Origin of the sequence: Enterobacter sp. HK-058-C-ECC, assembly GCF_047531125.1 — a bacterium.
In the GTDB taxonomy this organism is placed as follows: domain Bacteria; phylum Pseudomonadota; class Gammaproteobacteria; order Enterobacterales; family Enterobacteriaceae; genus Enterobacter; species Enterobacter quasiroggenkampii.
The window spans coordinates 747,621-769,617 of record NZ_JBLKCH010000001.1 but is presented as its reverse complement, the minus strand read 5'-3'; the positions used below and the strand labels follow the sequence as shown (position 1 = coordinate 769,617).

21 protein-coding genes are annotated in these 21,997 nt (G+C 54.1%); 10 read left to right on the top strand and 11 right to left on the bottom strand.

Translation table 11 applies throughout. From position 1 onward, the window contains the following. Positions 1-58 precede the first annotated feature (58 nt). Positions 59-1,471: an MFS transporter gene (locus ACMWJS_RS03795; protein WP_414746661.1), complete on the bottom strand. Its 1,413-nt coding sequence runs from the start codon at positions 1,469-1,471 to the stop codon at positions 59-61. A 122-nt stretch (positions 1,472-1,593) separates the two neighbouring features. Further along, positions 1,594-2,340 (bottom strand): SDR family NAD(P)-dependent oxidoreductase, encoded by a 747-nt coding sequence (locus tag ACMWJS_RS03790; protein WP_414746641.1) that lies wholly within the window; start codon positions 2,338-2,340, stop codon positions 1,594-1,596. Between the two features lie 130 nt (positions 2,341-2,470). On the opposite strand from ACMWJS_RS03790, the gene ACMWJS_RS03785 reads away from it, so the two are divergent. Further along, entirely contained in the window at positions 2,471-3,340 is an 870-nt protein-coding gene (locus ACMWJS_RS03785) for a LysR family transcriptional regulator (protein ID WP_414746640.1), read from the top strand. Between the two features lie 2 nt (positions 3,341-3,342). Here ACMWJS_RS03785 and ACMWJS_RS03780 read toward each other — a convergent pair whose 3' ends face one another. The 4 genes from ACMWJS_RS03780 to ACMWJS_RS03765 form a co-directional block, all read right to left on the bottom strand. Continuing rightward, complete coding sequence (locus tag ACMWJS_RS03780; RefSeq protein WP_414746639.1) at positions 3,343-3,882, bottom strand: cytochrome b; 540 nt, start codon at positions 3,880-3,882, stop codon at positions 3,343-3,345. Continuing rightward, on the bottom strand, positions 3,879-4,934 hold the full coding sequence (locus tag ACMWJS_RS03775; protein ID WP_414746638.1) for a catalase family peroxidase: 1,056 nt from the start codon (positions 4,932-4,934) through the stop codon (positions 3,879-3,881). Before ACMWJS_RS03775 ends, ACMWJS_RS03780 begins: the two co-directional genes overlap by 4 nt. Then, positions 4,931-5,494, bottom strand: coding sequence for a DUF308 domain-containing protein (locus tag ACMWJS_RS03770; protein WP_414746637.1), 564 nt, complete (start codon positions 5,492-5,494; stop codon positions 4,931-4,933). Before ACMWJS_RS03770 ends, ACMWJS_RS03775 begins: the two co-directional genes overlap by 4 nt. A 199-nt stretch (positions 5,495-5,693) precedes the next feature. Next, entirely contained in the window at positions 5,694-6,278 is a 585-nt protein-coding gene (locus ACMWJS_RS03765; protein WP_063427870.1) for a TetR/AcrR family transcriptional regulator, read from the bottom strand. Positions 6,279-6,486: 208 nt separating this feature from the next. Here ACMWJS_RS03765 and ACMWJS_RS03760 point away from each other — a divergent pair, with 208 nt between their 5' ends. Both ACMWJS_RS03760 and ACMWJS_RS03755 read left to right on the top strand, forming a co-directional pair. After that, complete coding sequence (locus ACMWJS_RS03760; protein ID WP_414746636.1) at positions 6,487-6,738, top strand: hypothetical protein; 252 nt, start codon at positions 6,487-6,489, stop codon at positions 6,736-6,738. Positions 6,739-7,332: 594 nt separating this feature from the next. Then, complete coding sequence (locus ACMWJS_RS03755) at positions 7,333-8,361, top strand: hypothetical protein (RefSeq protein ID WP_414746635.1); 1,029 nt, start codon at positions 7,333-7,335, stop codon at positions 8,359-8,361. Between the two features lie 272 nt (positions 8,362-8,633). Here ACMWJS_RS03755 and ACMWJS_RS03750 read toward each other — a convergent pair whose 3' ends face one another. Further along, positions 8,634-10,259: a hypothetical protein gene (locus tag ACMWJS_RS03750; protein ID WP_414746634.1), complete on the bottom strand. Its 1,626-nt coding sequence runs from the start codon at positions 10,257-10,259 to the stop codon at positions 8,634-8,636. Between the two features lie 107 nt (positions 10,260-10,366). Between ACMWJS_RS03750 and ACMWJS_RS03745 the strand changes: the two genes are divergently transcribed. From ACMWJS_RS03745 to ACMWJS_RS03730, 4 genes are all read left to right on the top strand, one after another. Then, entirely contained in the window at positions 10,367-10,738 is a 372-nt protein-coding gene (locus tag ACMWJS_RS03745) for a hypothetical protein (RefSeq protein ID WP_111967345.1), read from the top strand. Positions 10,739-11,449: 711 nt separating this feature from the next. Further along, the gene (locus tag ACMWJS_RS03740; protein ID WP_414746633.1) at positions 11,450-12,994 is read left to right on the top strand and encodes a peptide MFS transporter; all 1,545 of its coding nucleotides are present in this window, start codon (positions 11,450-11,452) and stop codon (positions 12,992-12,994) included. A gap of 58 nt (positions 12,995-13,052) precedes the next feature. Further along, positions 13,053-14,087 carry a Gfo/Idh/MocA family oxidoreductase gene (locus ACMWJS_RS03735; protein WP_414746632.1) on the top strand — a complete coding sequence of 345 codons (1,035 nt, stop codon included), beginning with the start codon at positions 13,053-13,055 and terminating at the stop codon, positions 14,085-14,087. Positions 14,088-14,136: 49 nt separating this feature from the next. Then, on the top strand, positions 14,137-14,358 hold the full coding sequence (locus ACMWJS_RS03730) for a zinc ribbon domain-containing protein (protein ID WP_023294288.1): 222 nt from the start codon (positions 14,137-14,139) through the stop codon (positions 14,356-14,358). Here ACMWJS_RS03730 and ACMWJS_RS03725 read toward each other — a convergent pair. From ACMWJS_RS03725 to xseA, 3 genes are read right to left on the bottom strand one after another with little or no spacing between them, the layout of a single operon-like run. Continuing rightward, the gene (locus tag ACMWJS_RS03725) at positions 14,355-14,705 is read right to left on the bottom strand and encodes a protealysin inhibitor emfourin (protein ID WP_021241848.1); all 351 of its coding nucleotides are present in this window, start codon (positions 14,703-14,705) and stop codon (positions 14,355-14,357) included. The genes ACMWJS_RS03730 and ACMWJS_RS03725 overlap by 4 nt on opposite strands. Continuing rightward, on the bottom strand, positions 14,706-15,725 hold the full coding sequence (locus tag ACMWJS_RS03720) for a M4 family metallopeptidase (RefSeq protein WP_048226222.1): 1,020 nt from the start codon (positions 15,723-15,725) through the stop codon (positions 14,706-14,708). Between the two features lie 58 nt (positions 15,726-15,783). Beyond that, entirely contained in the window at positions 15,784-17,157 is a 1,374-nt protein-coding gene (gene xseA / locus ACMWJS_RS03715) for an exodeoxyribonuclease VII large subunit (RefSeq protein WP_262766660.1), read from the bottom strand. Positions 17,158-17,315: 158 nt separating this feature from the next. Between xseA and guaB the strand changes: the two genes are divergently transcribed. Beyond that, positions 17,316-18,782 (top strand): IMP dehydrogenase, encoded by a 1,467-nt coding sequence (guaB, locus tag ACMWJS_RS03710; RefSeq protein ID WP_008502128.1) that lies wholly within the window; start codon positions 17,316-17,318, stop codon positions 18,780-18,782. A gap of 69 nt (positions 18,783-18,851) precedes the next feature. After that, positions 18,852-20,429 carry a glutamine-hydrolyzing GMP synthase gene (gene guaA, locus ACMWJS_RS03705; protein ID WP_008502126.1) on the top strand — a complete coding sequence of 526 codons (1,578 nt, stop codon included), beginning with the start codon at positions 18,852-18,854 and terminating at the stop codon, positions 20,427-20,429. A 146-nt stretch (positions 20,430-20,575) separates the two neighbouring features. On the opposite strand, the gene ACMWJS_RS03700 is transcribed toward guaA, so the two are convergent. Continuing rightward, on the bottom strand, positions 20,576-20,794 hold the full coding sequence (locus ACMWJS_RS03700) for a hypothetical protein (protein ID WP_032648750.1): 219 nt from the start codon (positions 20,792-20,794) through the stop codon (positions 20,576-20,578). 238 nt (positions 20,795-21,032) lie between these two features. On the opposite strand from ACMWJS_RS03700, the gene ACMWJS_RS03695 reads away from it, so the two are divergent. Next, positions 21,033-21,686, top strand: a complete 654-nt coding sequence (locus ACMWJS_RS03695) for a LysE family translocator (RefSeq protein WP_414746631.1) — start codon at positions 21,033-21,035, stop codon at positions 21,684-21,686. Positions 21,687-21,997 lie beyond the last annotated feature (311 nt).

Below are 21,997 nucleotides of genomic sequence, written 5' to 3'. Positions count from 1 at the left end.
ACCCGGGGAAGCACATGAGCCATGTCGTGCAGACCAGGTCGGCCAGCCGCCCGTTACGTTACTTGATGGAAAGGCGGGCCGCAGCAGAAATTATTCCGGAGGCGCGTCGGATAAGCCGGATACTCAGTCCGGCACCAGCCGCGAGGCATACCGCCATTGTCAGCAGCGAGACAATAAAGGCATGCGTGATCGTTGCGCCGCTTTTATCGCCCCCCAGCATGCTGTAAAAAATGCCGCCGATGACGGCGACGCTCAGCGCAGTGCTGATTTGCAGCGTCGAGCTGGTCACGCCGGCAATCATGCCTGAAAAAGCGGGCGCTACGCGGCCGGTCACCATTCTCACCAGCGTTGGCATCGCCAGCCCCTGACCCAGACCGGTGATAAAAAGGAGTGCCGCGAGCGGCAGCGTGGCCGGAGGAGTGCCCGTCAGCGTGCTGGCAATCAGCCCGGCAAGGCCCGCCAGACCCGCCGTCTCACATCCCATTCCGATTGCGCTCAGGTAATTTCCGGCAAACCGCCTGAAGTAGGGTGTCAGCAACGGCCCAATCAGGAAGCCGATGCCAAAGGGCAGAAAAATCAGGCCTGCGGTCAGGGCGTTTAAATGCAACGCATCCTGAAGATAAACAGAAAACAACAGAAAAAAGGCACCGATGGAATAAAACAGCAATACGATCGCCAGACCCTGACCCAGTCCCGGCGCGCGTAAGACGGTCGGATCGAGCAGCGGCGAACCACCGTTCTGACTGAGGCGACGTTCATAACGCCATAGCCCCAGCACCAGCAGCGGGAACGCAAGAAATGATCCCCATGTCCACCAGGGCCATCCCGCTTCACGGCCTTCAATTAATGGCACAATCAGCGCGCTAAGGGTGACGGTGGCCAGCAGCATGCCGACGGGATCCAGTCGCTGTGCCGACTGCGCCCGCGTCTCTTTCAGCAGCGGTAGACCGAAGAGAATGACCAGCAGCGCCACTGGCAGGTTAACGATAAAAATCGCACGCCAGCCCAGATGAAACAGATCTGCAGAAATCAGAATGCCACCCAGTATCTGCCCGATAACGGAGGCCAGACCAAAGACGGCGCCATAGAGGCTCAGCGCCAGCGGTTTTTCCGCTTCCGGAAAAATCGCCTGTACGGAGGCCAGTGCCTGGGGTGCCATAATGGCTGCGGTGGCACCCTGTAACACGCGCCCGGCAATCAGCACCCACGGCGACCAGGCCACGCCGCACAACAACGATGCTGCAGCAAAACCGATAAGTCCAAGAAAGAACATCTTCCCCCGGCCGTAAATATCACCCAGTCGACCGCCGGTGATTAACGTGACCGCGTAGACGGCAGCATAGGATGAAATGACAAGCTGTTGCGCGGACGAAGAGGCACCTAGCTCGCCCTGAATGGCAGGCAGCGCCACATTAACGATAAAAAAATCGAGCGGGGGCAAAAACGCGCCCACCAGCAGGATGATAAACATCGCCCAGCGACGGGGCTCGGCGCTGGGCGATGTTGTGTTGACATAGAACACTCCAGATAACGGTTCTGTCCCGGGTAAGGAACGTATTCGGTCAGTTTGGGCAGAGGGTCATGCAGAGAATGTCAGCGCATGCCGCCAGCGGCCACAATCACCTCGCCGGTGATCCACCCCGCGTCCTCGGAGGCGAGAAAGGCAACGATCGGCGCAACATCCTGCACCTGCCCGATGCGGCCGAGTGGCGTCTGCTTTTCATTCCATGTCTGGAAGTCCGAGTTCATCGCGCCCGCACTGTGACTCCCTTCCGTTTCGATTAGGCCCGGGTTGACGGCGTTAACGCGAATGCCCCGTGACCCGAGCTCGCGCGCGAGCACGCCGGTGATGGCGTCCATCGCGCCTTTGGTGCCGCTGTAGATGGCGCTCTCGGGGATAAAGACGCGGGTGACGAACGAACTGATGTTAATGATGCTGCTGCCTTTCGTCAGATGCGGCGCGGCGGCGCCAGCCACCAGCAGTGGGCCCAGGACATTGATGTCAAACTGCCTGCGGTAGCGCGCTTCGGTGCTTTCTTCTATCGGGGCGAACTCGTAGACACCGGCGTTGTTCACCACAATGTCCAGGTGTCCGTAGTGGTCGATGGCAAAGGCGATCAGTTCCCTGACGTCCGCCTGGCGAGTGACATCCGCTGCAAACGCCACGGCGTGCCCGCCAGCGGCCTCGATGTCGGCGACAACCTTACCGGCACGGCTGTTGCCGGAGGTGTAATTGACAATGACTTTTGCGCCATCAGCCGCCAACTGTCGGGCAATGGCGGCTCCGATACCGCTGGATCCACCGGTTACGATGGCAACTTTGTCGTGTAATTTTTTCATGGCGCAGGCCTCCTGAAATCCCCGCCGGGGGCGGATTGGGTTGAGAACGCTATAGTGAAGCCGACAAAGTTGTTTGGGAACTGACACTTTTGTATATTGGATGTTCATTTTTGTACGGTGAGGCGACAGTATGGAATGGGGCGACGTGCGGGTATTTCTGGCAGTGATGCGTAAGGGGTCTTTCGGGGAGGCGGCCCGCAGTCTCGGCGTGAGCCATCCGACGGTCGGACGCCGGATAAAGGCGCTGGAGGATGAGGCGCAGCAAGCCCTGTTTCGCCGGACAAAGGAGGGGCTCGTGCTCACCGACGCTGGCGACAGGGTGCTGAAGCTGGCAGAGGCCGTGGAAAACTCCGCGCTGGCGATGGAGCGTCGTCTGGCCGGGAATCACGACCGTCTTGAAGGGTTATTGCGGATCTCTTCCGCAGAGTGGTTTGCTAACTACGTTCTGGCGCCTGTTCTGAGCGAACTGACGCGACGTCATCCCGCGATTGTACCGGAAATCATCGCGAGCTACCGCTTGCTCAATCTGTCGCGCCGCGATGCCGATATCGCGTTTCGTATTGTTCCTTTTACCGAACCGGATATTGTTCAGCGTCGTCTGATGCGAATTCCCTATGCGCTGTACGGCGTACCGGAAATCGCCGATGTCGCGCAGCGCGACCCGGCCGCCGTGGGGCTGATTCTGATGAACACGGCGCAGTCCCACTTTTCTGACGTCGCCTGGCTGCTCGACAGGTTTCCGCAGTCACGACGAGTGTTCACCAGCACCAGCCGCGCCGTCCAGGCGCAAATGTGTCAGCGGGGCATGGGCATTGCCGTGCTGCCACGCCCGCTTGGCGATGCCATCCCCGGATTGCAGCCCATCAGCATGCCGGAACCCCCGCCTTCCAAAGATATCTGGGTGGGGTATCACTCCGACCTCCGGCACATGGACAGACTCCGGGTCATGCTGGATATCGCCGATGCGATGTTTGCCGATCCGGCGACGGCCGCGACGTAAATCTATTTTTTGCGGATGCCTGCCATACTGCTGAACACGCCGTCGCGCAGCACAAAAGCATGGAGCAGCGCGGCTGCAAGATGAAGCATTACGGTCGCGAACAGCGCCAGCGCAACCCAGGTGTGAAGCGGCCGCAGTACCGCATACCAGTCATTATTCATGCCCATGATGGGGGGCAGGACGATTCCGTAACCCAGTGTGACGGGATACCCGGCAGCTGAGAGCATGGCCCAGCCAGTCAGCGGCTGGGCCAGCATCAGCAGATAGAGCGCCCAGTGCGAAAGATGGGCCATCCCGCGCTGCCAGGCCGGTAGTGAGGCGGGTAAAGCGGGGGCCGGTGTGGTGAAGCGTACCCACACGCGAACGACGACCAGGAGCAGGATCATCACCCCCAGTGGCTTGTGGATCGACACCAGCAGGCTGTGCAGGGAGGAAACGGTTGATACCATCGCCACACCAATAAACAACATGATGAAGATCGCGGTGGCCATCAGCCAGTGCAGGACGCGCAGGACCGGATGAAAATAATCGACCTTTTTCATAGATGTTCTCCTGACTGTTGTGCCTGTTCATGGGTGCGCAGATTGTAGGATTTGGCATAAGCCGATGAGCGCGCGTTAAGTATCGGATCATCAGATGCCGCGATGCCGTCGGGCAAAATTAACGGATCGTAATTGATGTCATTGCATGGCCCTTGCTGCTGAGGGACAGCGCTGGTCAGGACTAACGTGCCGGCCGTCATCGTCTTCCGGTCGGCTGGCCAGGCTTTTGAGGCGTCGTTACCGTTATCCGTCGCCTGAGCCAGCGTGAACACCAGATCCCATTTCAGCGGGCCCTGCGCCAGACGACGCTGAAGATCCTGTTGCAGAAAATCCTTGTTCTGTTTATCGGGATCGGTAACAGGCGTAAACGCTGCATGCGGCACCATACTCCACCGTACCAGGTGTGCATTGCCGGCCTTATCAATCAGGCGAAACGCATTCAGACTGTTAAAGCGATCGCTGGCCCAGCTGGAAGAGGGAACGGTTTGTTTGGCCCAGGCAAAAAACGGTTTTATCTCCGGATGCTTCATGACAAAGGCCCCCATTTTCTCCGGATTCGGTTTTCCGGTGGCCGTATCCGGCAGGGTGGCCTTCTGGAGCTCATAGAAACCTTCAACGGAGCTGACGGGGAAAAAGGGCATGGCGTTCATGCCGGTACGCCACTGCTCACCATTAGCCTGCTGAAAGGACAGCGCCATGCTCCGGACGGGAACGGCATAATCCGGCGCCCCCGGATTACCGCCAGCAATCGCAAATCGGCCTGTTACGGCAGTTTCACCTTTGCTGAACACTAAAGCTCGCGACAGCGTGCTGGCATTGCCGTTCGAGACAAAGGTGCCCAGCACGCACATGCCCTTCGCGTGATTTCGGCGATAGCCTTCATGAATTCCACCCGACTGTTCCAACACGTTGACGAGCTTATCCGACGTCAGCCGTTCGGGCGTAAACCAGCCGCCAGTCCACAGAAATAATAAACACAGTATCAGGGGGATCAGGCCTACCAGTGCGAGGCGCACCAGCGTCTTTCTGTTTATCTGCGATGTGATTTTCATTGGGTGAGCTCATTTTGTTTTCGAACCGTTAGCGATGCGGCGGACAGACAATAATAGACGGCGCCAAACGCCGCATAGCCCGCAATAGTGTTTACCGACGGGGGTTCCGGTAGCCGGGACTGAACGAGGAAGAAGGCGCCCGCCAGTGCAGACTGCGCGCCGCTTAAAATCATGCTCCACTGCGCACCATAATGTTTCCAGCGCTGTACCGCCGCCCCCAGTTGCAGCAGACCGGACAGTATTGCCCAGCCACCAAATATACGGATCACCTCATACATGCTGTCTATGTTCACCATCACGGCCAGTGTGGTGAGGGTACTGACGATAATATTGACGGTCTGCATCCGGCTGCGGCCGAATCCACCGCTTTTAAGGGCATCCATATAATTAGCCATTGCATCCCAGGCGGGGTAAAGAATGAGCAGTACCGACGTCCAGACAAGTGAAGACTGGCCCACGGAAAACACGGCAACCACCCATAAAACGGAGAAGGCGGTGCGGATAAAATAATAGTGCTGGAGCCAGTGCTGCTGGTGCACATAGTAATGATTATCGGACATGTTAACCCTCTCAACCCGGCAGGCTGAACAAACGAAGCATCGGCGTGAGCTTCTCTTTGTCAGTAAACCTACTAGTAGGTAGGTAAAAGATCAACCTGTTTTCGTGCGAGTCTGTGAATTCGTAAAAGGATCGTCCGGGGACGGAAGAGGAGGGGACGAGTTGAAATAAAAGCGGCCCGGCAGGTAAACCGGGCTACCGTCAGGCGACGTTGACCACCTTGTTAATCAGCGGCGAGGCAATCTGATCAAACACCGCCGGATTATTGAACGCGCGTGCGGCCAGCATGGCGCCATGAATGCCCGCCATCAGCGTCCGGGCTTCGGCTTCCGCCGTTTCATTTAGCAGGAAAATGCCACGGGCTTCGCCGGCCCTCAGTAAGGTGGCGAGCCAGTCAGAGAGATCGCTGAAATGGCCGGTGACTTCGGCGGCTATTTCAGCAGGCAAGGTGGGAAGCTCAACGGCAAGCATTACACAGATGCAAAATGGCGAAGTGCCATCCTTAATACACGCTGACCAGAAGTCGGCATATCCTTTCACTTTGGCCAGGGGATCGTCGATTTGCCGATCCATGGCCGCCATACCCGCCAGGGCTTCTGCGCGGTACTCCTGCACAACCGCCTTCACTAAATCTTCCTTGCCGGGAAAATGGTGGTGGATACTGGCTTTGCGGATACCGACACGCTCAGCAAGATCGGCATAGCTGAAGCTTTTATACCCTCCGGCTGTCAGCAGTTGCCGGGTGTTTGCCATAATTTCTCGCGCTTTCGGCGAACGTTCGCTCATTTCAGTCTCCAGTCTTTAACCCTGTGAAACAGGGGGGCAGTGTCTGATAGCATCCTGCCGGGATGGCCTGCAGACAAGACGCTAGATGGTCAAATCACAGGCCCGGAGGACCACGACCCCGATATAGGCGGCTGGCAGGATTGACATGCACCCATCCTACTACTAGGATGGGTGAAATTCAAAGTCTATTCCTGCATGGAGAGTGTGCATGGCGGTGATTCCGTTTCCTGACAGGGTTAAGCGGGTGGTACCAAAGGACAACAGCCAAACGCTTCCCGGCTTACGGGATTCGCATCAAGACTACAGCCGCACACCGTGCAGCAAAAACAACGATGCCGTTCGCCATTTTGCATTAAGGGTCGCCGGGAAGCTTTTAAGCGATCCGGAGCTGAATCAGGCGATGCCTTTTCTGGTGGACAAAATCGTCAGAGTGCTGATGACTGAATCCAGAGACAGCTGATGTCGGGTCGGGCGGGCAGCTAAGAAAAAGAAGGTGGTTCTCGTTTGCCCTCGTCCTATTCCGTTCATCTCTCAGAACCCGTTCCGTACGGGTTCGGATTCAACCCGCTGATCGTGGGACCTGAAGTTTGCGTTCCGGAACGTCTCAAACAGGAACAGAACGTCTTCAACACCTGTTAACGCTTAGTTTAGATTGCTGGAATGCACATGTCCGCTCTGTGCCATGAGCAGACATTGCAGGCATCACAATATGTTAATCAACGGGTAGCTGGTCAGCGCTACATTATGAGGCGTTAATGGCTTGAATTGATGCACTGATAGCACGTGTCGCAGAACTAGTGTCAAGAAATCCGAGGGGGCCAGAAATAGTGCTATCATTATATTTAATGGTATTACTAAACATATATATGTGTGCGATGCTAAGTTAGTAAAGGAAATAACTGACCATTCATTTTCAAGCAGTATGCTTTATAGAGGTCTGACGATTTCTTGATGCAAAAAGTTAACTGCTTTCGTGATCTCTGATATAATGAGACAGACACGCACACTGACGAACAAACTGTTCTCTTTATTGACAAATTCAAATGGTGAAACTTTGATTAAGAGCAAAAATGAAATTATCGAAGGGTTGGGATTGGATACGTTAAATATCAATGAGTATGAAGGCAACAATTTCGAAGTATACAAGTATTTCGAAGGTGAGTTTGAGAAACTTATCAGTACAAATGCTGAACTCTATGGGATAGAACCTGTCATTTTTTATATAGATAACTCTACGACATGTAACGCTTTTGCTACAAAACGTAATGGTTATAATATTATGGGAATCACTAAAGGTTATCCTATTCTTATTGGAAATAAATTCAAGAAAGACTTTTTTGATAGTTTAATATTTGCTGCATTTTTAAATAATGAAAGTGTTTCAGATGGCTTTGCATCGTTATATAAAAACGAAAACTTCTCATTTAGTAAGTTCATGCTTGATTGCTCAATTCACTTTACGTTCCATCATGAATTTCGTCATTTACTCCAGTTTAATGCAATCAAAGATAAAACAGACAATCATCTTACAGAGAATTGTTTTGAACGACCTTTCGATCTTAAAAAACATATTCTAGAATACGATGCTGATAAAAGTGCCGCTAACAAAGTTGTGCTATATGCTGCAAGTATTCTTAGAAAGTTTGGCTTTCGAAGTGATGGTGAGTTTTTAGCATTAATATATTGTGCATTAGGTAGTTTATTTATTACTAGAGTGTTGTTCAATTATGGCTTAGTTGGGCAATGGCAAGAACCTCTTAAACCTAACCCGATGGAATTTTATACCAAAAAGAACTGGCATCCTCATCCCACGATTAGAGCACTCAACTTGCTGGATAGCTTCATTGTGTTTATTTCAGATGGGTATCCTCATCTGAAAATTGAAACTCAAAAATTGATAACAAATAGTATGGGGATTACGAAGTTGTACCTAGATAAATTATTACCAAATGTGGATACAGCAGGCTTGATCTTTGGGGATATGTTCTCAGAAATAGAGAAATCTAATGAATACAATAACTATTTACATAATGAAGCTTTGAGTGACCCGATAATACAACAACTGATTGATAAGTCACTATGAATTGCAACTGTTTCTGTAGTCACTTTCGTGAGAGCAGACCATAAAAGTGACTACTTCCGCTCTTCGCTCAAACCGATCTGTTATTCCTGCTTAAGAAACATGCTTAACATAGGATATTTTCCATTTTCCAAGCTGACCCCATCTTTACCAATATTTAGGGATTGGATGTAGTGATGCTGAGATGAATTTCAGTGGCCGCATAAAATCCTGTCATTAAATTTCCAAATAATAAGCAGTTGATTGCCACAAAAGGGGAATATAAAATCGCGCATTTACTGACTACCTAATGCCAGAACCAGTTCTTTGCAGCGGGGATCGCGCTGAAATCTCATGATCGTGTCATCAAGGTTTAACCCCGCCAGGAAATAAAGATCTTCCAGTATCTCAACCGCATCGCTATAGGTTAACCGCTTGGTGAAAGGCAGGGCATGTTGCGTACGTAGGATGTTTTTACTCAACCCTTTTTTAAAAGCGGGGAATAACTCCGTTGTGGTGCTGCGATTGTCTTCGCAGACAGTCAGCGCCACTTGCATTATTTCCGTCAGTTTCTGTAACGGGTCGACCTGATGGTTGACATGGTGCAGGTTAAACTCCCTGAACAGGCGTAATAGCATTTGCTCATTGTCATCCAGCCGGGAAAAAAATGTGAATCCTTTCTCACTCTTTAACGACAGGAAGAATATCTCATCAGGAAGCGTCATTATCAACTGCGAGACATCATTATCAAATTGATTATGCTGCATTTTTCTTTCTATCGCCCAATGCAGGACAATTTTATGTAATAGGTTGTAGGCGCGGAAACGCCCCGTATGCACCTGTTCAGCAATCTGTTCAAACTTCTGGCTGAAGCGAAATGCCGTTTCTAAATCACCATGTTCAATATAATGATGCATTAACCAGTAATGCATAAATCCATGACCCAGCAGGGACAAATCGGAGGCAAAAATCTCGATTTCAAACAGGAAGTCATCGAGTGCTTCGATTTCCGGCCACTCTGCATCGACGCCAAACTCTGCGGCGACATCCAAAATACCCGGATAAAGCGATTGCAGGTTAGGAACAATATGCTCATCCAGCGCTAATAACAGCTCATGCCCCGTCCACTGGAAGAAACTCGTGCTGTGATCCTGCAGTAAAACAGCCGCGATACGGTTATGCAGGACCATTAAATCACTGGCTGGGTTCTGGCTACATGCCTGCAACAGCTCACTAACCTGCAAAAGATATTCACTTTTCCCTTCCTCTTCGAGACGCCTGATGATCATCACCGCGTTATAACGGGCAGAGACCGCCGCCAGAATTTGTTCGTGTTGTGGATGTGATAAAGCCTGCAGCTCCAAGTCAAGGATCGCCAGATTGTTGTTAATCACCCTCCGGCTTTGAATGTTATCGCCACGAATATTGTTTACCGCCTGCGTGAACTGCGGCACCTTCACTTCATATTGGGATTTTATGGCCTCTTTTGCCCAACGAGCACGTTCCGCGGGCGCTTCCTGCACGTCCCAACTCAACAATAACGTGCCGATATGATGGATGGCATAAGGCTGATTGCGTTCGTTGCGAAAATGGTAGAGCAGCGCGGCAAGCATCGGCCCGAAAACACACTGCCAGTAAACCTCCAACGCCCTAGCCGGTTCCAGATCGGTTTCATAGGCGGCTTCATTCAGCGTGCAGAAAAAACGCTGCACGTTGCCAAGATAATTTTTTAAGCCCGCATGTTCCTCATGCACAAGGTAAGAAAGCAGACGTGGCGTCATTGTAGCGTAGGACAACTGATGCCTGGGCAGCGTACGGTGATCTTTGTATGCCAGCTTTTCATGACGCGGCAGCTTCTGTGCCACATCCAGAGAGTCATATAGCGCGGCAATAATTTCTAGCATGCTAGGTGGTTTGAACATCGCTTACCCCAATTTCGCGGCAGACGCATCGGCCCAGATGGATAAAACTACCACTATAAAGCGAGGCGCCAATAAAGGCATTTTCTTTCAGTCAATAAGGAGTGAACATGAATAATAAAATTGACAGCATTGTGGTCAGTGGCCAGATGGTTCGCGATGAATTTCATACTGCAGTAGGGGCGATTCGCGTCTATCGCCGCGATGACCGCGCGGGCAAGCAAGCGCGCTGGGGCGGTCATACCAACTGGGGCTATTCGGGTTACTACCTTGCCAGCATCTACGACGGTGAACGCTGGCGTAAGCTGCAGTTCAATAAGCTGGTGCCTTATGAAGACCGTTCGTATGAACGTTCGGTGGAGTGCCCGCGCCTGGAAGCGTATCTGAGTGACGTTATTGCGCGTTGGCGTGGGTTGGTAGCACGCTACGATGCGACCAGCAAAAGTTTCCGCATTCTGCCCATTGAACTGAATATTGATTAACGTGAGCAGGGAGGATTTAGTTAACCGCCCTGGTTTTCCGCGAGAGTATGTATTGTTCCCCGCTGCGGCGGGGATTTGTTCTTGAGGCTTCTGCCTGTCGCATCTTTTTCATAACCACCATACCCTTTCCCCTGTTTAAGCTATGGAGTTGAAAGCATTGTCGTGCTTGTTTTGCATGTGACCTGCTCCCAGTTGATCAAGACGGTGCGATATAAGTAATGCCTTGCGAACTTCCGCTCCTCGCTCTTAACGGACTGACGGTGTCATCGGTCAACTAGACCTCTAAAAGTTATCGATGGTCCTTTTTTGTGTACCCAAGGGTGTACACATACATGTGATAAGAATTTAAAAATGCATTAAAAATAATAGTTTGTTGTTTTAATGGTTTTTCACATTAAGAAAAGCAAATAAGCTTTGCTGCTCTCACGAAAGCCCGCGATGATCGCGGGCTTTTTTTTGCCCAATCATACCGCCGGTTTTCCCTGTGTGAAGTCAATCACTATTCACTTTTAACCATGTTTAAATCTAAGAAAGTAGACAATCGTCGAATTTTCATCTTAAAGTCCAGGGTCCGGTACTAGACAAAACTAGCGCCTGGTTATCAAATGGTTAACTAACTTTTCGCCGCATGTAAAAAATCGGCCAGATACGTAACTGGCCGGCGTACCTGCTGGTGTTTACAAGCACGACGACATACCTTTCGGGAGAATTATGCAATCCACTGTTAATCAAAAAGAGAGCCGAACGTTCTTCGGCCACCCGTATCCGCTCGGTTCGCTGTTCTTCACCGAGATGTGGGAGCGTTTCTCGTTTTACGGCATTCGTCCGTTACTGATCCTGTTTATGGCCGCCACCGTCTATGACGGCGGGATGGGCCTGGCGCGTGAAAACGCCTCGGCGATTGTCGGTATCTTTGCCGGTACCATGTACCTGGCTGCACTGCCGGGCGGCTGGCTGGCGGATAACTGGCTCGGTCAGCAGAGAGCCGTCTGGTACGGTTCGATCCTGATTGCGCTCGGTCACCTGTCGATTGCGCTCTCGGCGGTGATGGGCAACAACCTGTTCTTTATCGGCCTGATGTTCATCGTGCTCGGCTCCGGGCTGTTCAAGACCTGTATTTCAGTCATGGTCGGTACCCTGTATAAAAAAGGCGACGCGCGTCGCGACGGCGGTTTCTCGCTGTTCTATATGGGTATCAACATGGGCTCGCTCATCGCGCCGCTGATTTCCGGCTGGCTGATTAAAACCCACGGCTGGCACTGGGGCTTTGGTATTGGCGGTATCGGGATGCTGGTGGCGCTGATTATCTTCCGCGTGTTTGCCGTTCCGGCCATGAAACGCTATGACGGCGAAGTCGGCCTCGACTCCACCTGGAACAGCCCGGTGGTGAAGCGTAACGGAGTGGGCGTTTGGCTGCTGGCGCTGGCGGCAGGCGTGGCAACGCTCGTGACGCTGATTGCGCAGGGCGTGATTGTGATTAACCCGGTCGCGGTAGCCAGCGTGCTGGTCTACGTGATTGCGGCGTCCGTGGCCCTCTACTTTATCTATCTGTTTGTCTTTGCGGGCCTGAACCGTAAAGAGCGCGCCAGACTGCTGGTCTGCTTTATTCTGCTGATCTCCGCGGCGTTCTTCTGGTCCGCGTTTGAACAGAAGCCAACCTCGTTCAACCTGTTTGCCAACGACTACACTAACCGCATGATCGGCGATTTCGAAATCCCGGCGGTGTGGTTCCAGTCAATCAACGCCCTGTTCATCATCCTGCTGGCACCGGTGTTCAGCTGGGCGTGGCCGAAGCTGGCGAGCATGAACATTCGCCCGAGCAGCATCACCAAGTTTGTTATCGGTATTTTGTGTGCCGCAGCGGGCTTTGGCCTGATGATGCTGGCGGCACAGAACGTGCTGAGCAGCGGTGGGGCGGGCGTATCGCCGTTCTGGCTGGTGGGCAGCATCCTGATGCTGACGCTCGGCGAACTGTGTCTGAGCCCGATTGGCCTGGCGACCATGACGCTGCTGGCGCCGGAGAGAATGCGCGGTCAGATGATGGGGCTGTGGTTCTGTGCCAGCGCGCTGGGTAACCTGGCGGCGGGTCTGATTGGCGGCCATGTGAAGGCCGACCAGCTGGATATGCTGCCGGATCTCTTTGCGCGCTGCTCTGTCGCGCTGCTGATTTGTGCCGCGGTACTGATCGTCCTCATTGTTCCGGTACGCCGCATGTTGGAAAATGCGCAGACTAAACCGGCAGCTAACGCCTCATAAACCTCTGGCTTGCCGGGGCGGCGTTATGCCCCGGCAATTTACTCAACGAGGTAAGAACATGCTGTTAGGGTTTGTTGGTCTTGGCGCAGTCGTTGAAACAGCTTACCTGCCCGCAATACGAAAATGCTATGATAATCTCCCTCACTGTTTAGGCTTTGATATCCAGCCCGTAAAACAGCCGGAGGGGGTAACGCGTTGTGCCACACTGGCTGAACTCCTCTCCCGGCCGCTTGATACCCTGTTTATTACCACAGCCTCGCTGCACCATCTTGAGGTGCTTGAACACGCTCTCGCCTCATCGGTTTCCCGCATCGTGGTTGAAAAACCGATCGTTGCCACGCTTGCCCAAATCGAAAAGCTCAACGCGCTGCTGGCAAACCCCGACGTTGCACCCCGCGTGCTGGCGCTCGATCACTGGATGGCGCGCCTCGAAACGGTGAAGCGGTCGCTGGTGGGCAGCGTCTCTGACATCGTCAAAATCGACGGCTTTTTGCAGGAGCCGAGCGGAGTTAACGCCGCAGGAGAACCCATCGCGCTTAACTTTGCTACCGGCGAACCGGACACCCGTACGCTTCGTCACCCTGACGGCGTGATTCTGGATATCGGTACGCACGTGCTGGCGATGCTGCGCGAAACGGTGCGTTATCTGGGCGGGAATGATGAGATGACGTTGCAGGTGGTGACGGCTAAAGACCACCTGGGCCGCGCTATTGCCAAAGGCGACCTGACCACGGCGGAGGGCGAGGCGCATCTGCAGGGCCGCATCAGCGGCGTGCCGGTGGATATCTGGCTTAATAAATATGCGGGACCCGCTGGCGGGCAAAAAGGCTTACGGATCTGGTTGCGCGACGGGCGCATCATTAGCTACGACCGGCGCGGTGCGGAGGATGTGCTGGAGCTGATTGAGGGTCAGAACATTCAGCGCTGGCATATCCCCGGGACAATCTACGAGCACTGTCTTACCGGACACATTCTGGGCACGAACAGCCTGTTTGAACGGGATCCGTACGAGGTGAGCCGCACAACGTGTCGCCGAATCGAGGAAGTTGAGCTGCTGCTGACCTTGCAGCAACAGCTGCGTGGCCTGCACTGAACGCAACGTGGTAAAATTATTGCAGACCAGAATGCTTTAAGGAGTCACCATGACGATTACCTGCCCGGATTGCCAGGCACCGCTTGAGCCCCTGAACGGGGTGGCACACTGCGAGAGCTGTAATAAGGATATTGCGCTTGAAGCCCGCTGCCCGGAGTGCCATCAGCCACTCCAGGTCTTAAAAGCCTGCGGGGCGGTGGATTATTTCTGCCAGAACGGCCACGGTCTTATCTCTAAAAAACGCGTGGAGTTTGTTCGGGCCGAAGGTTAATCGCACACGCAGCCTTCGCCTTTCTTCCACAGCTCGACCAGCGACTCGGGCGCTTCCTGCTCCGGTACCAGCACGATGATATCGGCGTAGTGCGCCTGATTTTGCCCGGTCCAGATAATCTGGATGCGGAAATAGCGCTGGTCGCCGCTGCCGGGTGACGAGGCCTGTCCCGGCGGCTGACCGCGCGGAAAGGCCTGCTCCAGGATGCTTACCAGGCGCTGGCGCTGAGCCTCATTGAGCGAGGAGAGCGCGATGGTGCGCTGGCCGCTCAGCTTGGGAATATAGGCGACGCCGCCTTCCCGGGCCAGCTCAACCACGGCGTCATCCGTCAGTTCCGGAACCTGCATTTACAACACTCCCACCTGTTCCCAGGCTTGTTTAATGGCCGCCCCAACGTCGCCGCCGGAGCGTTTCTCTCCGTGCGCGATCGTCAGTTTTGCGAAGGCCTCAAAATCTGCATCCTGCGCCAGATTGCGATCGCAAACCGTGTCGTACCAGGCATAACCCGCTTTTTCCCAGGCGTAGCCGCCGATCGCCGTCGCGGCCAGATAAAATGCCCGGTTGGGGATGCCGGAGTTCAGATGTACGCCGCCGTTATCCTCACGCGTTTTGATGAAATCCTTCATGTGTGCAGGCTGCGGGTCTTTGCCGAGCAGCGGATCGTTGTAGGCGGTGCCCGGTTCAGACATCGAGCGCAGCCCTTTGCCATTGATGCCTTTCGCCAGTAATCCCTCACCAATCAACCAGTCCGCTTTATCGGCGGTTTGCTTCAGATGGTACTGCTTCACCAGTGAGCCAAACACGTCCGACAGCGACTCGTTCAGCGCGCCGGATTGCTCAAAATAGATAAGCCCGGCTTCGGTCTCGGTCACGCCGTGGCTCAGCTCATGCGCCACGACATCTATGGCGATGGTGAAGCGGTTAAATATTTCCCCGTCGCCGTCGCCAAATACCATCTGCTGACCGTTCCAGAAGGCGTTCTGATATTCCCGACCGTAATGAACGGTGCCGGTTAAAATAAGCCCTTTGTTATCGAGCGAATCGCGCTGATATTCTTTCCAGAAGAAATCATGGGTAATACCCAAATACTCGTAGGCTTCGTCTACCGCCACATCGCCGTTTGACGGCTGGCCTTCGTAACGTACCTGCGTACCCGGTAGCTCCTGAGTTTGCTTCGCGTCGTAGATATCCCGCTCCAGCTGTCCGGCTTTATTCACGTGCGGCGCGGCGGGTTTGCCCGGCATATGGGCCATCAGCGTCTGGACGTGGGTTAAGGTCTGGCGGGCACAGCGCTGCTGCGGTTCGGAACCGCTTTCGATAATACGACGAAGAATATACGGGGGGATCACGCTATAAAGATGGGACATGCTGCTCTCCTTATTAAAAAAGGGAATAGCAGCAGTATAGTAAGTAACCGGCGAAGAATTATCCGGTTTTACGCTGACGCGTCTTTTTCACCGGTTTAATTGATTTCACTTCGCTTTCTACCCAGCCGTCTGACAGACGCGTCGTCAGCACATCGCCGGTATTCACCTGTTTAGTTTGCTTCAGCACCTTGCCGTCCGTTGCCGTCGTCACGCTATAGCCGCGCGCCAGCGTGGAGAGGGGGCTGACCGCTTCAAGGTGGGTCACCGCATTGCCAAAGCGTTCGCGGGTGGTGCTCAGTCGCGCGCGGAGAGTTTCCGCCAGACGGTACTCCAGCTGCTGAATCCGCGTTTGCGCGCGATAAATTTTCGGCTGCGGGTTCTGCTGGTTCAGACGCTGCGTCACGCGCTGTTGGCGCGACACCGCGCGCTTGATCTGCGTGTCCATCGCCACGTTCATGCGCTGGCGCAGACGCTCCAGCACAGTTTGCTGACGCGCCAGACGCAGCTGCGGGTGTTGCTGCTGAAGACGGTGATGAAGCTGGGTAAAGCGACGGGTCCGGTTGGCGAGGTAGTAGTCCATCGCCATCTCAAGACGTTGCTGGCCGCTCTGGATCTGACGCAGCAGCTCCAGCTGGTTGCGGCTGACCACCTCTGCCGCCGCGGACGGCGTCGGCGCGCGGAGATCCGCGACAAAATCGGCGATCGTCACGTCCGTTTCGTGGCCGACGGCGCTCACCACGGGGATCTGACTTGCAAAGATTGCCCGCGCCACGCGCTCGTCGTTAAAGCTCCACAGATCTTCCAGCGAGCCGCCGCCGCGTCCGACGATTAAGACGTCGCACTCCTGACGCGCGTTCGCCAGCGCTATGGCGCGCACAATTTGGCCCGGCGCATCGTCACCCTGAACAGCGGTCGGGTAGATGATGACGGGCAGGGAAGGGTCGCGACGCTTCAGAACGTGTAAAATATCGTGCAGTGCTGCACCGGTTTTCGAGGTGATGACACCCACGCAGTGGGCAGGCGAGGGTAGCGGCTTTTTGAACTGCTGGTCGAAAAGTCCCTCTTCCGAGAGCTTCGCCTTTAACTGTTCGTACTTTTGCTGCAGCAGGCCTTCGCCCGCAGGCTGCATGCTCTCGACGATAATCTGATAATCACCGCGCGGCTCATACAGGGTGATATTGGCGCGCACCAGAACCTGCTGGCCGTGCTGAGGACGGAACGTCACGCGGCGGTTGCTATTGCGGAACATCGCGCAGCGCACCTGAGCGGTATCGTCTTTTAGCGTAAAGTACCAGTGGCCGGAGGAGGGCTGCGTGAAGTTAGAGATTTCACCGCTGATCCAGACCTGTCCCATTTCCTGCTCAAGCAGCAAACGCACCGTCTGATTAAGGCGGCTGACGGTATAAATTGAGGGGGATTGAGAGGATAACATGTGAGCGGGATCAAATTCTAAATCAGCAAGTTATTCAGTCGATAGTAACCTGCTGAGAGGCAATCGCAAGCTTTTTTATAAAAAAGTGTAGATGCAATCGGTTACGCTCTGTATAATGCCACGGCAATATTTAACCACCCAGGTCAGAGATATTGCCCATGCTACGTATCGCTAAAGAAGCACTGACGTTTGACGACGTCCTCCTCGTTCCCGCTCACTCCACTGTTCTGCCGAATACTGCCGATCTCAGCACGCAGTTGACGAAAACCATTCGCCTGAACATTCCTATGCTCTCTGCGGCAATGGACACCGTGACTGAAGCGCGCCTGGCTATTGCCCTGGCACAGGAAGGTGGCATTGGCTTTATTCACAAAAACATGTCTATCGAACGTCAGGCGGAAGAAGTTCGCCGCGTGAAGAAACATGAATCCGGCATCGTGTCCGATCCACAGACCGTTCTGCCAACTACCACCCTGCACGAAGTGAAGGCCCTGACCGAGCGTAACGGCTTCGCCGGTTACCCGGTGGTGACCGAAGAGAACGAGCTGGTCGGTATTATTACCGGTCGTGACGTGCGTTTCGTGACTGACCTGAACCAGCCTGTCAGCGTGTACATGACGCCAAAAGAGCGTCTGGTCACCGTTCGCGAAGGTGAAACCCGCGACGTGGTGCTGGCAAAAATGCACGAAAAACGCGTCGAAAAAGCGCTGGTTGTTGACAGCAACTTCCACCTGCGCGGCATGATCACCGTTAAAGATTTCCAGAAAGCAGAACGTAAGCCTAACGCCTGTAAAGACGAGCATGGCCGTCTGCGCGTTGGCGCTGCGGTAGGCGCAGGTGCCGGTAACGAAGAGCGCGTTGACGCGCTGGTTGCTGCGGGCGTTGACGTCCTGCTGATTGACTCCTCTCACGGCCACTCTGAAGGCGTGCTGCAGCGTATTCGCGACACCCGTGCCAAATACCCTGACTTGCAGATCATCGGCGGTAACGTGGCCACTGGCGCAGGCGCTCGCGCGCTGGCTGACGCTGGCTGCAGCGCGGTCAAAGTGGGTATCGGTCCTGGCTCTATCTGTACCACACGCATCGTGACCGGCGTGGGCGTTCCGCAGATCACTGCGGTGTCTGACGCGGTTGAAGCGCTGGAAGGGACCGGTATTCCAGTTATCGCTGACGGCGGTATCCGCTTCTCTGGCGACATCGCGAAAGCCATCGCCGCTGGCGCCGCTGCTGTGATGGTAGGCTCCATGCTGGCCGGTACCGAAGAATCCCCGGGTGAAATCGAACTCTACCAGGGCCGTTCTTACAAATCCTACCGCGGCATGGGCTCCCTGGGCGCGATGTCCAAAGGTTCCTCCGACCGTTACTTCCAGACCGATAACGCTGCTGACAAACTGGTGCCGGAAGGTATCGAAGGTCGCGTTGCCTATAAAGGCCGTCTGAAAGAGATCATCCACCAGCAGATGGGCGGCCTGCGCTCCTGTATGGGTCTGACCGGCTGTGGTACCATTGACCTGCTGCGTACTAAAGCGGAATTCGTACGCATCAGCGGTGCGGGTATCCAGGAGAGCCACGTTCACGACGTGACGATCACCAAAGAGTCCCCGAACTACCGTCTGGGCTCCTGATTTTTCTTCGCCCGACCTCGTGTCGGGCGATTTATTTCATCTGTTTCACTTGCCTCGGAATTAGCGTCAATGACGGAAAACATTCATAAACATCGCATTCTCATCCTGGACTTCGGTTCGCAGTACACTCAGCTGGTGGCGCGTCGCGTACGTGAACTGGGCGTTTACTGTGAACTGTGGGCGTGGGATGTCACGGAAGCACAGATTCGCGAATTCAATCCAAGCGGCATCATCCTGTCCGGCGGCCCGGAAAGCACCACCGAAGAGAACAGCCCGCGCGCGCCGCAGTACGTGTTCGAAGCTGGCGTGCCGGTATTCGGCGTTTGCTATGGTATGCAGACCATGGCAATGCAGCTGGGCGGCCACGTAGAAGGCTCCAGCGAGCGCGAGTTCGGCTATGCGCAGGTTGAAGTGGTAAACGACAGCGCGCTGGTGCGCGGTATCGAAGACTCCCTGACCGCAGACGGCAAACCGCTGCTGGACGTGTGGATGAGCCACGGCGACAAAGTCACCGCTATCCCGTCTGACTTCGTGACCGTTGCTAGCACCGAAAGCTGCCCGTTTGCCATCATGGCGAACGAAGAAAAACGCTTCTACGGCGTGCAGTTCCACCCGGAAGTGACCCACACTCGTCAGGGTATGCGCATGCTGGAGCGCTTCGTGCGCGACATCTGCCAGTGTGAAGCCCTGTGGACCCCGGCAAAAATCATCGACGACGCCGTTGAGCGTATCCGCCAGCAGGTTGGCGATGACAAAGTGATCCTCGGCCTCTCCGGCGGCGTGGACTCCTCCGTGACCGCGATGCTGCTGCACCGCGCCATCGGTAAAAACCTGACCTGCGTCTTCGTGGACAACGGCCTGCTGCGCCTGAACGAAGCCCAGCAGGTTATGGACATGTTCGGCGACCACTTCGGTCTGAACATCGTTCACGTGGAAGGCGAGCAGCGCTTCCTGGACGCGCTGAAAGGCGAGAACGATCCGGAAGCGAAGCGTAAGATCATCGGCCGCGTGTTCGTGGAAGTGTTCGACGAAGAAGCGCTGAAGCTGGACGACGTCAAATGGCTGGCGCAGGGCACCATCTATCCTGATGTGATCGAGTCTGCGGCCTCCGCCACCGGCAAAGCGCACGTCATCAAATCTCACCACAACGTGGGCGGCCTGCCGAAAGAGATGAAGATGGGTCTGGTTGAACCGCTGCGCGAGCTGTTCAAAGACGAAGTGCGTAAGATCGGTCTGGAACTGGGTCTGCCGTACGACATGCTCTACCGTCACCCGTTCCCGGGTCCGGGTCTGGGCGTGCGCGTGCTGGGTGAAGTGAAGAAAGAGTACTGCGACCTGCTGCGTCGTGCGGACGCGATCTTCATCGAAGAGCTGCACAAAGCTGACCTGTACAACAAAGTAAGCCAGGCGTTCACCGTGTTCCTGCCGGTTCGCTCTGTCGGCGTAATGGGCGATGGCCGTAAGTACGACTGGGTTGTTTCCCTGCGTGCGGTGGAAACCATCGACTTCATGACCGCGCACTGGGCGCACCTGCCGTATGACTTCCTGGGCCGCGTGTCTAACCGCATCATCAACGAAGTGAACGGTATTTCCCGCGTGGTGTATGACATCAGCGGTAAGCCACCGGCTACGATTGAGTGGGAATGATTTCCCAACCGGATACGTCTGGTACTAACAGGTTCTAAATTATCTCTAAGCCCGCGGATTGCGGGCTTTTTTTGGGGCCATCGCTGGCAATACCATGTCAGGTGAGTGCCACGAGCGGGCGCAACGTAAGGCTATCCATTAAATCCTTATTCGATGCGTTCCACATTTGGATGACGATCGGTTGCGGCTTCATGGAAAATGTCACCCAGCCAACCGGCAATCTCGCCTTCAGTCATATCGTCAGGAATAGCGATGTCATAGAGTCGAGAAAACTTTCTCTCCGTCAGGTCAGCACGAAATACCAGCCACCGATCATGCTTACGTTGAACGCCAATATGCCGTCCAAAAACGTTATATATCAGCATATGCAATCTCCGATCATGCTAGTGAGTTCCTGTATCTATGATACATGTCAGATCAGGCCAGAGTGTAAATTGTACAAAGATGAAAGGTCAGCGTTCGCATCTCGCTTACAGTGGACATCATGCTTCTGTATCTGCTCTGTCTGCTCTGTGCCTGCAGCAGACGCTGCAGTATATTCCACTTTCGGCTCGAATCGGACTGAGGTAACGTAGCAGAAATATTTATCCGCACTCAACCAAGATGCCTTCCATCGAAACGTTTATCACTTTTCTTCTCGCGCTGACGCTTCTGGAGATTTCTCCGGGGCCAGACATGATGCTAACTATCGCCAGAGGCGTCGGTCAGGGAAGACGTATTGCACTGTTTACGGTACTGGGTAATGTATTTGTAGCGGGTTTTGTGCAATTTTCTTTTCTTGTCCTGGGGCTGGTAGCCGTTGTTCATGCCTGGCCGGTTGCACTAGATCTGTTAAGGTGGGCTGGTGCGGCTTATCTGATGTGGCTGGGCATAAAAATGATTGCGACTTCAGGCACAGATACGCGGCTGCGAAAAACGGCCAAAATTTCTGACTGGAGTGCCGTTAAGGAAGGCGCCCTGAACAGCCTGACTAACCCAAAATCCCTGCTGTTCATGTTTGCTTTTCTTCCTCAGTTTGTCGATCCTGCCGCGGGTCCTGTCTGGCTGCAATTGCTTGTTCTGGGTAGTATCCAGAAGCTGGCAGGAATTATTTCCCTGGGGTCAGTCGCGATGGCATCAGGGACATTTGGAAACTGGCTAAGTAAACACCCTGGCTTTATCAAATGGCAGGAACGATTTACAGGTGTTGTCATGATAGGCCTCGGTATCCGCATGTTGTTTAGCGGGTCTGGTGTCGTATCGAAATCTTCCAGTTAAGTTTTACCGAAAGGGTAAACCCAGTGTCCGCTCCGTGCCAGGAGCGGACGTTGGATTAACTTTTAATTTCTCAGGCCAAAAGCTAAAGCCTTTTTATTAGTGATACTAGGTGAATCTTTCTACAATCTCCTTTTCAATTAACTGGAGGGCTATCAGCGTTTAAACTCCACAAAGGCTATCACCTCAAGCCCTAGGTTAGCACCGCATGTGGGGCTGATTGCTCGTTGATGTCATAGACGACCCGAATTTAAAGCGTAATGCGCTGTTAAACTTAATCATGTATGGTTTGGTTAATCATCCCTAATGGTTCT